Annotated in this window: 11 protein-coding genes and 1 tRNA gene; 8 read left to right on the top strand and 4 right to left on the bottom strand. The window is 58.3% G+C overall.

All coding sequences use genetic code 11. From position 1 onward, the window contains the following. Positions 1 to 208 precede the first annotated feature (208 nt). Entirely contained in the window at positions 209 to 361 is a 153-nt protein-coding gene (locus QZ302_RS06205; RefSeq protein WP_294593685.1) for a hypothetical protein, read from the bottom strand. Positions 362 to 400: 39 nt separating this feature from the next. Then, entirely contained in the window at positions 401 to 1,513 is a 1,113-nt protein-coding gene (locus tag QZ302_RS06210; protein WP_294593687.1) for a CofH family radical SAM protein, read from the bottom strand. Positions 1,514 to 1,680: 167 nt separating this feature from the next. On the opposite strand from QZ302_RS06210, the gene QZ302_RS06215 reads away from it, so the two are divergent. Together QZ302_RS06215 and QZ302_RS06220 are read left to right on the top strand one after the other, a co-directional pair. Then, positions 1,681 to 1,754: transfer RNA gene (locus QZ302_RS06215), tRNA-Arg, on the top strand. 116 nt (positions 1,755 to 1,870) lie between these two features. Next, entirely contained in the window at positions 1,871 to 2,263 is a 393-nt protein-coding gene (locus QZ302_RS06220) for a DUF2007 domain-containing protein (protein WP_294593689.1), read from the top strand. Here QZ302_RS06220 and QZ302_RS06225 read toward each other — a convergent pair. Together QZ302_RS06225 and ppdK are read right to left on the bottom strand one after the other, a co-directional pair. Then, a complete protein-coding gene (locus QZ302_RS06225) occupies positions 2,145 to 3,080 on the bottom strand; it encodes a hypothetical protein (protein WP_294593691.1) in 936 nt (311 codons plus the stop codon). The two genes, QZ302_RS06220 and QZ302_RS06225, sit on opposite strands and share 119 nt — an antisense overlap. Positions 3,081 to 3,250: 170 nt before the next feature. Continuing rightward, positions 3,251 to 5,980 carry a pyruvate, phosphate dikinase gene (gene ppdK / locus QZ302_RS06230; RefSeq protein ID WP_294593693.1) on the bottom strand — a complete coding sequence of 910 codons (2,730 nt, stop codon included), beginning with the start codon at positions 5,978 to 5,980 and terminating at the stop codon, positions 3,251 to 3,253. A 213-nt stretch (positions 5,981 to 6,193) separates the two neighbouring features. On the opposite strand from ppdK, the gene QZ302_RS06235 reads away from it, so the two are divergent. The 6 genes from QZ302_RS06235 to QZ302_RS06260 all read left to right on the top strand — a co-directional run bounded on the left by QZ302_RS06235 (position 6,194) and on the right by QZ302_RS06260 (position 11,424). Then, positions 6,194 to 6,874, top strand: coding sequence for a hypothetical protein (locus QZ302_RS06235; protein ID WP_294593696.1), 681 nt, complete (start codon positions 6,194 to 6,196; stop codon positions 6,872 to 6,874). 191 nt (positions 6,875 to 7,065) lie between these two features. After that, positions 7,066 to 7,281: a hypothetical protein gene (locus tag QZ302_RS06240; RefSeq protein ID WP_294593698.1), complete on the top strand. Its 216-nt coding sequence runs from the start codon at positions 7,066 to 7,068 to the stop codon at positions 7,279 to 7,281. A 382-nt stretch (positions 7,282 to 7,663) separates the two neighbouring features. After that, on the top strand, positions 7,664 to 8,638 hold the full coding sequence (locus QZ302_RS06245; RefSeq protein ID WP_294593700.1) for a peptidoglycan DD-metalloendopeptidase family protein: 975 nt from the start codon (positions 7,664 to 7,666) through the stop codon (positions 8,636 to 8,638). Further along, on the top strand, positions 8,631 to 9,575 hold the full coding sequence (locus QZ302_RS06250) for a M23 family metallopeptidase (RefSeq protein ID WP_294593703.1): 945 nt from the start codon (positions 8,631 to 8,633) through the stop codon (positions 9,573 to 9,575). The genes QZ302_RS06245 and QZ302_RS06250 overlap by 8 nt, the downstream gene beginning before the upstream one ends. A gap of 44 nt (positions 9,576 to 9,619) precedes the next feature. Further along, the gene (gene gpmI, locus QZ302_RS06255) at positions 9,620 to 11,137 is read left to right on the top strand and encodes a 2,3-bisphosphoglycerate-independent phosphoglycerate mutase (RefSeq protein WP_294593705.1); all 1,518 of its coding nucleotides are present in this window, start codon (positions 9,620 to 9,622) and stop codon (positions 11,135 to 11,137) included. Between the two features lie 89 nt (positions 11,138 to 11,226). Further along, positions 11,227 to 11,424: a hypothetical protein gene (locus QZ302_RS06260; RefSeq protein ID WP_294593707.1), complete on the top strand. Its 198-nt coding sequence runs from the start codon at positions 11,227 to 11,229 to the stop codon at positions 11,422 to 11,424. The last annotated feature ends 57 nt before the right edge of the window (positions 11,425 to 11,481 follow it).

Here is an 11,481-nt window from a genome sequence, read left to right on the forward strand (position 1 = left end):
GCCACAGAATTGGGCCGAGTTTCTGCGACCCAACGGGTCGCGCGGGCCGCAGCCTCCCGCAGCGGAGGGACGCACAGCGTCTTTTGCTGCCAGCCTCTACCCTAAACCCCGCAGGCTTCGGCCGCCAATGTCAAACAAAAAAGGTAGGGTAGAGGCTGCCAGTCGTTAGGGTAGCTCCAGCCCATTGCCCCCCGCGGGCCCGCGGCGTTTATTCCGAGAGGCAACGCAACTGAAAACCGCGGGCACGAGTATCCGAAGTCCCCGAGTAGAGACTCTGGACATTGAAATTCAAATCCATGCCATTGGTCCCGCCGACCGTAGAAGCCCAGTTGAATCCGTAGTTGCCCACATAGTTCAGCATACCCGAAGCATGATGGCGGAAGCCCGGGGCGGTCTTCCTTTAGAGCAACTCGTACCGCTGGTTGCGCAGAGCCGGCGTGAAGCCCGCCGCACGGATCGCCTCCTGCATCCGCTCGGCATCGATCGTCGTTCGCCCCTCGAATCCCGTCGCGCTCACCACATTCTCTTCGATCATGATTGAACCCATGTCGTTCGCCCCCCCGTGCAACGCCATCTGGCCCGCCGCCAGACCCGTCGTCAGCCACGACGCCTGAATGTTCGGGATGTTGTGCAGCACCAGCCGGCTGACAGCGATCATGCGCAGAAACTCCGCCGTCTCCGCCCCTCCCGAAAGCCCCGTTTCCGCCTCCAGCGCCGTTCCCCGTCCTTGGTACGGCCACGCGATGAACGACAGAAAACCCGGTGCCGAATCCGGTTTCAGAGATTGTAAATCCCTGATTTTTAAGAGATGCAGTATGCGATGCTCCGGTCGCTCCACATGGCCGTACATCATCGTCGCCGACGTGCAGAGCCCCATTCGGTGCGCCACCCGCATCACCTCCAGCCACGTGTCCGCCGAGCACTTTCCCGGCGAGATGCGGCGGCGGATCTCGTTGTCTAAAATCTCCGCCCCAGCCCCCGGCAGCGAGTCCAATCCCGCCGTCACGAGCCGTTCCAGAACCGCTCGATACCCCTCGGCATCGCTGCCGAAGCCCGAAATGCGTGCGATATGCGCGATTTCGGGCGGCCCCAGCGCATGCAGTTTGACATTCGGAAACTCGCTCTTGAGCGCTGAGAACAGCTTCTCGTACCACGCCAGATCGAGCCTCGGGTGCAGTCCGCCCTGCAACAGCAGCTGTTCGCCCCCCAGTGCCAGCATCTCCCGGATCTTCCGGCGGTACTCCTCCATCGACGTTACGTACGCCCGCTCCCGATCGGCCAGTCGGCAGTGGAAACTACAGAACTTGCACCCGCTCACGCAGACATTCGTGATGTTCACATTGCGGTCGATCTGCCACGTCACCCTCTCTTCCGGATGGAGCCGACGACGAACCGCGTCCGCTGCAGTCATCAATTCGGCCAGCGGCGCATCGTTCCACAGGGCCATCGCTTCGGCGAACGTGAGCGGCGTCCCGTCCAGCGCACGGTGATAAATGTCAGTGAGTGAGGTCATGTCGCAGAGAAATTTTCGTGTGACAAAGATAATATCCCGCTCGCCGGAAAGCAACCGCGCCCGTCGGACAGTGCGTTTCGACGAAACAAAATTTTGGAAAACCCGACGAAAAGGGTTACCTTTGTTCTGTTGTTCATCTCCGCTTCGTGCGGGGGCAGAACGCTGTCGGCGCCGTAGCTTAATTGAATAGAGCATCTGACTACGGATCAGAAGGTTACAGGTTTGAGTCCTGTCGGTGTCACTTATTTCGAAATTGGGGCGAGGGTTCGCCCTTTTTTTTGTGCAGAGGGGTGAGAAGATTTGTCGATCTGTCTGAAAAATCGTATCTTTAGGGAGGATCACTCAACTGTTTCAGAGATGAAAATCATAGGATTTTATGCCGATAGTTTCGAGGCTTCGCTGGTGCAGGGACAGCTGGCGAATGCGGGCATTCAGGCTTGTTTGCTCAACGAATACGTCAATGAGGTGATGCCTTGGGGTTCGGATTCGGATCGGGCGGTACGCGTGGGGGTGGCCGACGAGGACTATGCGGCTGCGATGGCCGTGCTGGCGCCGGAGGGGAGCGAGGAGGCGGAGGCTGCGGTGCCGAAAGCGTGTCCGTTCTGCGGTTCGGAGCAGGTCTCGCTGGGGCTCAGAGGGCCGAAACGGTGGCGGAAAATCTTGTGGACGGCATTGGCGGCGCTGACCATGTCGCCTCCGGGGAAGGTGCGGGCGAATTACTACTGCCGGGAGTGCCGCCGGGAGTTCTGAACAGAGGGATTTTTGGTCGCGGCGGGCTGTGTTCCCGCACAACGCGCCGGGAATCGCAGGAGGTCAGCAGCCGGATGTATTGCTCTTCGTTGATAACCCGCCCGGTCAGTATGTCGGCAATCAGTTGCCGGTACAGGCCTGTCGCTTTTTCCGCCTCGTGGTTTCGGGGCGAGTGGAGCGTCAGCGTCCAGAGGTCGTATCCCACGACGCTGCGGAAGGTGATCTGTTCGCCGTCGAAAACCATGTCCGGATATTCGCTGCCCCTGTATCGGTCGATAAGGTGAGTCGTGTATTCATAAATCTGTTTTGCCAGCGCCTCGCCGACGGGCACTTTTTGCGCCTCGATGCGATATCGGTCGGGAGCTTCTGTCCGGATGCGCCGGATCATGGCGCGATTGTGTCGCAAAGAGCTGTCGATCAGAGTGCTGTCTCTGAATTGTTCCGCCGAAAAGCTCATGAGCGGGAACGCTTTCGTTAATTCGTCTTCCACCTCCCTGTAATTCGTTACCTGCTTGGCCTCCAGCATCCAGTTGCCGGTCGAGTCCCGGTAGAGGCAGAGTCCCGAACTCCCTTCGAACGACGGAGCGACGAAAAATTCGACCGGGGCGTTGAAATCGCCGAAAAAGCGTTTCTCCAGCTCGCTTTTGGAGTCGAGGTTGTACATTCCGTGCACCGACCCGTCCGGCTCGATGACGCGCACGGAGTTGGCGTAGTTGTTTTCGATGCGTTTCAGGAAACGGCCTCCGTTTTGCTGTGCTTCGGCCGCCTCGTGTGCGGCGAGCAGCATGGAGGCGAGCAGGAGGAGTCGTTTTTTCATATCGGTTGTCGAGTCGGAGTTTCTTCCCGAAGATAGGTTATTTTTACGGATTTCTGCAATTTTCCGGATAATAGAAAAGGAGAGGGGGCGATGTGCACAATGTGTCACATCGCCCCCTCTCCTTTGGGTTATATAGAGGCATGGGCGAGAAACCCATGCCTCTATGTCGATTATTTCCCCTCTTTCAATGCCGCGTGAGCCGCTGCGAGCCGTGCGATCGGCACCCGGAACGGAGAGCACGATACGTAATTGAGCCCTGCATAGTGGCAGAACTCTACCGAGCTCGGTTCGCCGCCGTGTTCGCCGCAGATCCCGCACTTCAAGCCTTCGCGCACCCCGCGACCCTTGAACACCGCTTCGCGGATCAGCTGGCCGACGCCCTTGACGTCCAGAATCTGGAACGGGTCTTGTTTCAAGATCCCCTTCTTCAGGTATTCCGGCAGGAACTTGCTGATGTCGTCGCGCGAGAAACCGAGCGTCATCTGGGTGAGGTCGTTGGTACCGAACGAGAAGAATTGAGCCACTTCGGCGATTTCATTGGCCGTAACCGCCGCACGCGGAACTTCGATCATCGTACCGATCATGTAGTCGATCTTGTCGTTGCGTTCGGCGAACACTTCGTTGGCCGTTGCGTCGATGACCTTCTTCTGGTATTTGAGCTCTTTGTGGTTCCCTACGAGCGGCACCATGATTTCGACGTGTACCGGAATCCCTTTCTTCTTCACGTTCATGGCCGCTTCGATAATCGCGCGGGTCTGCATTTCGGTGATTTCCGGATAGGTGTTCCCCAACCGGCAGCCGCGGTGCCCCAGCATCGGGTTGAACTCAGCCAGCGCTTCGACCTTTTCGCGGATCGTTTCGTAGCTGACGCCCATTTCGGCAGCCATTTCGCGCTGTTCTTTTTCGAAGTGGGGTACGAATTCGTGCAACGGCGGGTCGAGCAACCGAACGGTCACCGGGTTGCCTTCCATCACTTCGAACAGCCCTTCGAAGTCGCCGCGCTGAATCGGCAGCAGTTTGGCCAGTGCCTTGCGCCGTCCTTCTTCGTCGTCGGCGAGGATCATTTCGCGGACTGCCTTGATCCGATCCCCTTCAAAGAACATGTGTTCGGTGCGGCAGAGACCGATCCCCTGTGCCCCGAACGCGAATGCCTGTTTCGCGTCGCGCGGCGAGTCGGCATTGGCCCGCACCTGCAAACGTGCATATTTGCTGGCCAAGTCCATCAACTTGCCGAAGTCGCCCGACAGGTCAGCCGCCTGCGTAGCCACTTTGCCTTCGTAAACTTCACCCGTCGAGCCGTTCAGCGAGATCCAGTCTCCTTCTTTCAAGACCGTCCCGTCGATGGTCATCGTCCGAGCTTTGTAGTCCACCTGAATAGCCCCCGCACCGGAAACGCAGCATTTGCCCATCCCTCTGGCAACCACAGCGGCATGAGAAGTCATCCCCCCGCGCGCAGTGAGGATCCCGTTAGCGGCGTTCATCCCTTTCAGGTCTTCCGGCGAGGTTTCGATACGGACAAGAATGGTCTCCTTGCCCTGTTCTTTCCACGCTTCGGCGTCGTCGGCGAAGAAGACGATCTGGCCGGTGGCAGCCCCCGGCGATGCCGGCAGCCCTTTGGTCAGCACTTTGGCCGATTTCACCGCAGTTTTGTCGAACACCGGGTGCAGCAGCTCGTCGAGCTTGGCGGGTTCCACCCGCAGCACGGCGGTCTTTTCGTCGATCAACCCTTCTGCGAGCATCTCCATCGCCATCCGTACCATCGCTTCGCCGGTACGTTTCCCCGACCGGGTCTGGAGCATCCACAGTTTACCGTCCTGGATGGTAAACTCGATGTCCTGCATGTCGGTGAAGTAGGTTTCGAGGTGGTTCTGGATGTCGTTCAGCTCTTTGTAAACCGTCGGCATCACCTCTTCGAGGGAGGGGTATTTCGCTTTCCGTTCCTCTTCGCTGATCCCCTGCAAGGCTGCCCATCTTCTGGAGCCTTCGATGGTGATCTGCTGCGGAGTCCGAATCCCTGCTACCACGTCTTCCCCCTGTGCATTCACCAGGTATTCGCCGTTGAAGATGTTTTCGCCGGTCGCCGCGTCGCGGGTGAAGGCTACGCCCGTCGCCGAGTTGTCGCCCATGTTCCCGAAGACCATGGCCTGTACGTTGACCGCCGTCCCCCATTCCGACGGGTATTTGTGCATCTGGCGATAGAGGATGGCGCGTTCGTTCATCCAGCTTTCGAACACGGCGCAGATGGCGCCCCAGAGCTGTTCCCACGGATCGGCCGGGAAGTCCTTGCCGGTCTGTGCCTTAACCGCAGCTTTGAACCGGGTCACCATCTCTTTCAGGTCGTCGGTGGTGAGTTCGGTGTCGTTCTTCACCCCGCGTTTAGCCTTGATCTCGTCGATGATGACTTCGAACGGGTCGTGGTCTTCCTTGGATTCGGGTTTCATCCCGAGCACCACGTCGCCGTACATCTGCACGAACCGGCGGTACGAGTCCCAGGCGAACCGGGCGTTCCCGCTTCGTTTGGCCACCGCTTCGACCGCCTGGTCGTTCATCCCGAGGTTGAGGATGGTGTCCATCATCCCCGGCATCGAAACGCGCGCGCCCGACCGAACCGACATCAGCAGCGGGTTGGTAGCCGATCCGAATTCCATGCCCATCTGGCTTTCGACCTCTTTCATGGCTTTTTCGACGTCGGGTTTGATCATGGCGATCACGCCTTCTTTCCCGTGCGTATAGAATTCGGTACAAACTTCGGTGGTGATGGTGAAGCCCGCCGGCACCGGAATGCCGATGAGGTTCATCTCGGCGAGGTTGGCCCCCTTGCCGCCGAGCAGTTCTTTCATCTTGCCGTTTCCTTCGGCCTTTTTGTTACCGAACGAATAAACGCGTTTTACGTTAGACATGTGTGTGTTGATTTATGAATGAATTGTTTGTAAATCAGGTGATTTGGCGCTGTGTCTGCCTGCGTGCGGGCGCGTCCGTTCGGCAAATATACTGTATTTTTCGGGAATTTCATACCGCCCTCCGAAGGTTGGGCTTGCGGAGGCGCGGGTGAACCGGAACATTTGCGGGAATAGCCGGTATTCTGTATCTTTGGTGATAAAAATCAGGAAAGAATGCAAAAGGAACGCTCGACTTTATGCGCCGCTTTGGTTGTGGAAAGTACGCCGCTGACGGTACTCGTAGGGTTTGACCTGGAAGAGGGGCAGGAGGATGCCACTCGTTTTTTCGACAGTAACGGGAAGGTCATTTCAGAAGAGGAGTACAATGAATTGTGGTGCAATGTGATAGAAAACAGCTGGGCTGAAAAGGTGGATGAGTTGGGCGAACGGCTGATAGCCGAGGGGAAAGAGGACGATTTGATGACCGTGGATTGGGATCAATACGGATTGGGGGAGGGAGACGAGTTCTGGAATGAGTTTTGGAGCCAGCCGTTTACGCATGTGAATGACATGAAGGGTAATATTCAGGGCTGTAAACTGGTCGTGTTCGATCAGGAGGAGTGGCAGGGGCGATATCGGAAGGGGGATACCTTGGTGTGTCGCGTGACCTGTAGTCGGCCGGATCCGGAGAGCGGACTCTGGACGCAGGCGGATATCGTTCCCGTGGCAGATGCCGAACCGACCAAGGAGCTGTTCCGGGCGCCGGTGTCCAAGATTCTTACGGATGCTGAAGAAACGGAACCGTTGAAGCAGGACGTTTTGTATCAGGTACTGTATCTGCCGGCCGGTGTATATTTACCCAGCGGAGACTCGTGGGAATATCGGTTGATTCCTCTTCTTCAGGGCGGAGAGTAGGCGGAGGTCGATTTTTCTGTATCAGCGCATGTCGGAGAGTCCGTTCGGGTTCTCCGACAGGTGTTTTAGGGGCGGCATATTGTTGTTAGAGCCTCGCCGCCCCGGGCTACCGCCATCGGGATACGGGCGCGCCGAGCCGCGTCGGCAGCAACGGGTACAGTTGGGCTTCCACGTTTGGGGGCACCAATGGTATGCACTTGAATTTCAGCATGACGTGGCTCTATCCCAGCGATTCGTATTACCGCGCTTTCGGTTTTCAGTTGCGTTGCCTCTCGGAAGAAACGGAACCCCCGCCCCGGGCTTCCGCGATGCAGGCAATCATGGGCGATTGGGCGCACCGGTGGGCAGCGGCAACTACGGGTACAATTGGTCTTCCTCCTTTAGCGGGACTAGCGGCGTGTTCTTGAACTTCGGCACGCAGCACCTCTACACCAGCTTCTCGGACTACCGTGGCCACGGTCATCAGTTGCGTTGCCTCTCGGAATAAACGGGGGTAGAGGCTGCCAGTAAAACGCCCGAAGGGTGTGCCCCGGGCTACCGCTGGTCAGCTTCAGGCGTGCTGGACGGCTACGGCAACGTCGGATTTTGCTATTCGTCGTCGGTGCACGGCAGCGGTGGGATGTACTTGTACTTCGACACGCAGAACCTCAATCCCAGCCACTCGGACGGACATGCCTACGGTCTTCAGTTGCGTTGCCTCTCGGAATAAACGGAGGGAGAAACGGCGCATTGAAAAAAATCGTAAATTTGTTGCGCTAACTGCGCCCTCGCCGCGCCCTCACGATGAGCATGGAACCGAACGAACCTTCGTCATACTACACCCTCTACCACTTCTTCCGCGAGCGGTTCGTGCTGCCCGTGCGGTTGTGGCTCTTCCGGTTCGTCCGGACGGTGCTGCTCGTCTTCATCGTGGCCTCGGTCGTCAATTTCGTCTTCTCCTACTTCTTCTATACCCCCAAGATGCACCGCCTGAGCGAGCAGAACGAAGCGATCGTGCACGACTACCAGCTGCTCGAAAAGCGTGTCGACGCTTCGCTGGCCCAGCTCTCGGAGCTCCGGGAGCGCGATCATGCCGTCTATCGGGCCATCTTTTCGGCCGATACGCTCGATATGCCGGGCGTCTATGTGCCGTATGCCGACGAGAAATACGCGTCGGTGGGCTACGGACGCTATGCGCCGCTGATGACCCGCGTGTGGGAAAAGATGGACGCTTTGGCCCGGCAGCTCTATTTGCAGTCCCTCTCTTACGACGAGATCGAGAAACTTGCCGTCGACAAGGACTTGATGGCCGAGGTCGTGCCGGCCATCATGCCGCTCGACAAGACCAAACTGCGCGGCGATATCGGCGCCTTCGGGATGCGGATGCACCCGATCCTGAAACGGTGGATCGGTCACGAGGGGATCGACATGGGGGCGGCGACCGGAACCCCGGTCTATGCCACCGGGACGGGGCTCGTCGCCGACCAGAAACCGCAGTCCGGATACGGTATCCAGATCGTGATCGACCACGGATTCGGCTACCGCACGCGTTATGCCCACCTCAGCAAAAGCCTCGTCAAACCGGGACAACTCGTCAAACGCGGCGAGCTGATCGGCGAAGTCGGCAGCACGGGACGATCCACCGGGCCTCACCTCCACTACGAAGTGATCTACCGCGGACGCCCCGTCAATCCGATCAACTACATCAGCCGCGATATGAGCGAAGAAGAGTTCCGCACCATTACCGAATCGGCCAAGGCCACCATTTACGAACTCGATGAGTAAGAACCCGGTACATAATTCGACCCGTCCCCGGCGGCGTAAGAAACTGGTGACATGGACCTTCCGATTTTTCAGCGGATTGGCCGTGGCGGTGATCTATTTCGTCGTCTTCTCCCTCTTTTTCGACACCCCGATCGAGTACGAACTCAAGAAAAGCACCGCGAAGATCGAAAAAGAGTACCGCGCTTTGGAACAGCGGTACGCCATGTTGCAGGAGATTCTGGAAAACGTCTCGGAACGGGACAGGAGCGTCTATAAGATTCTTTTCGAGGCCGATCCGGCGACCCGGGCCGAAGAGGATCGGCAGCGGGGCATCGCTTTTCGGACACGCCTCGACGGGATGACCAACAAGGAGTTGGGGAACTATTTCGACGAACACCTCGGGCTGCTGTATCAGCGGGTCTCGAACTACGACGCCACCACGGAGCGGTTGCACGAGCGGGTGGCCCGGGATGTCGCCCGGGCGCTCTCCACGCCGGCGATCCAGCCGGTCGACAACCGGCAGCTGAAACTCCTCACCGCATCGTTCGGCGAGCGGGTGCATCCGTTTTTCAAGACCATGTCGCAGCATAACGGAGTGGACTACTCGGTGCCAGCGGGTTCGGCGGTCTTCGCCACGGCGGACGGCACGGTACAGAGCTTGCAGACCCGGGGACAGACTTCGGGGCTCAGCCTGACGATCGACCACGGGAACGGCTATCAGACCGTCTACTCGCATCTGGACAAGGTGACGGTCGAGCCGGGACAGCGGGTGAGTCGGGGGGATATCATCGCTTTTTCGGGGAATTCGGGTCTTTCGTTCGCGCCTCACCTGCACTACGAGGTGCACTATCGGGGGCGGCCGGTCGATCCGATCAACTACTTCTTCATGGAGCTCGGGATGCCCCAGCAGCAACGGCTTCAGGATATCTCCCGACTCGGGATGCAGTCCTTCGATTAGGATTCGGGCTGTTAGGAAAATAAAAATAAATACCACATAACGAAATGAAAAACAAAGTCTTACTGATGATCCTCGACGGTTGGGGGAAAGGCGACCACTCGTCGCGGGACGCCATCTTCTCGACCCATCCGAAATTCATCGACTCGTTGATGCAAAGCTATCCCAATGCCGAACTGCTCACCAGCGGCGAAAACGTCGGCCTGCCCGACGGACAGATGGGGAACTCCGAAGTGGGACACCAGAATATCGGTGCCGGGCGCATCATCTACCAAGACCTCGTGAAGATCAACCGCGCGGCGAAAGACGGCTCCATTATGAAGAATCCGGAGATCGTCGCCGCTTTCGAATATGCCAAATCCAACGGCAAAAAAGTCCATTTTATGGGACTCGTTTCGGCCGGGGGGGTGCACAGCTCGCTGGAACACCTGTTTACGCTGTGCGACATCGCGAAACACTACGGGATTTCCGATACTTACGTCCATGCCTTTATGGACGGTCGCGACACCGACCCCAAGAGCGGGGCGGGGTACCTGCGCGAGTTGGAGGCACACATGGCGAAGTCGACCGGAAAGATTGCCAGTGTGATCGGACGCTACTACGCCATGGATCGCGACAAACGGTGGGAACGGGTCAAAGAGGCTTACGATTTGATTGTTAAGGGGGTGGGGACGAAGGCGACCGACGCGGTGGCGGCAGTCGAGGCGTCGTATGCCGAAGGGGTGACCGACGAGTTTATCAAACCGATCGCTTTGACCGATGCGGCCGGGGCGCCGATCGGTTTGATCGAAGAGGGGGATATGGTCATCTTCTTCAACTACCGGAACGACCGCGCCAAGGAGCTGACCCAGGTGCTGACCCAGTGCGACATGCCGGAGCAGGGGATGACGACCATTCCGCTCTACTATTGTACGATGACTCCTTACGACTCGTCGTTCCGGGGGTTGCATATTCTGTTCGACAAGGAGAATGTGGAAAACACGCTCGGCGAGTGGATCTCGAAGCAGGGGCTTTCGCAGCTGCGGATCGCCGAGACCGAAAAGTTCGCTCACGTGACCTTCTTCTTCAACGGCGGCCGCGAGCAACCGTTCGAGCGGGAAAAACGCATCCTGATCAACTCGCCGAAGGTGGCGACCTATGATTTGCAGCCCGAGATGAGCGCTTACGAGGTGGCCGACGCGTTGGTGAACGACATTCGGTCCGAGGCGCCGGACTTCATCTGCCTGAACTTCGCAAACGGCGATATGGTGGGGCATACGGGGGTCTATGACGCGATTCAGAAGGCGGTTCGTGCGGTGGACGAGTGTGCCGAAAAGGTGGTGACGGCGGCTCGGGAAGCGGGTTATACGATCTTGATTTGTGCCGACCACGGGAATGCGGACAATGCGGTGAATGCGGACGGGACGCCGAATACGGCGCATTCGTTGAATCCGGTGCCGTTGATCGTGGTTTCGGATTCCATCAAAGCGGTGCATGACGGTGTATTGGCGGACTTGGCGCCGACGGTGCTGAAGATCATGGGCCTGCCTCAGCCGGCTGAGATGACGGGACACGCATTGGTTTAGGCGGTCGTTTTCCGAGGCTTACGGACGTTTTGTTTCCCGGGGCTTTAATATGTGCGAGGGCGTCGTTCTGCGGAACGACGCCCTCTTTTTTGTCTGCCTTTTCCGCCCCGGGCCACCGCGGCAGCAACGAGGGTGCGCTGTGGAGCGTCGGCAGCAACGGGTACAGTTGGTCGTCTGCCATTTGCGGAATTCATGGCGTATTTTTGCGTTTCCCTACGCAGAACCTTAGTCCCTGTTACGTGAACTACCGCGACCATGGTTTTCAGTTGCGTTGCCTCTCGGAATAAACGGGAGGTAGAGGCTACTGATTCCGAGTGCCGGGAGGCACCGCCCGCCCGGCGGAC

Origin of the sequence: uncultured Rikenella sp. (genome assembly GCF_910579375.1) — a bacterium.
Classification (GTDB): Bacteria; Bacteroidota; Bacteroidia; order Bacteroidales; family Rikenellaceae; genus Rikenella.

Coding starts and splice junctions, on each gene's coding strand:
- QZ302_RS06210 (WP_294593687.1), bottom strand. CDS start 1,513: ATGACCTCACTCACTGACATTTATCACCGTGCGCTGGACGGGACGCCG.
- gpmI (WP_294593705.1), top strand. CDS start 9,620: ATGAAAAACAAAGTCTTACTGATGATCCTCGACGGTTGGGGGAAAGGC.
- QZ302_RS06240 (WP_294593698.1), top strand. CDS start 7,066: ATGCACTTGAATTTCAGCATGACGTGGCTCTATCCCAGCGATTCGTAT.
- ppdK (WP_294593693.1), bottom strand. CDS start 5,980: ATGTCTAACGTAAAACGCGTTTATTCGTTCGGTAACAAAAAGGCCGAA.
- QZ302_RS06245 (WP_294593700.1), top strand. CDS start 7,664: ATGGAACCGAACGAACCTTCGTCATACTACACCCTCTACCACTTCTTC.
- QZ302_RS06250 (WP_294593703.1), top strand. CDS start 8,631: ATGAGTAAGAACCCGGTACATAATTCGACCCGTCCCCGGCGGCGTAAG.
- QZ302_RS06225 (WP_294593691.1), bottom strand. CDS start 3,080: ATGAAAAAACGACTCCTCCTGCTCGCCTCCATGCTGCTCGCCGCACAC.
- QZ302_RS06220 (WP_294593689.1), top strand. CDS start 1,871: ATGAAAATCATAGGATTTTATGCCGATAGTTTCGAGGCTTCGCTGGTG.
- QZ302_RS06235 (WP_294593696.1), top strand. CDS start 6,194: ATGCAAAAGGAACGCTCGACTTTATGCGCCGCTTTGGTTGTGGAAAGT.
- QZ302_RS06205 (WP_294593685.1), bottom strand. CDS start 361: ATGCTGAACTATGTGGGCAACTACGGATTCAACTGGGCTTCTACGGTC.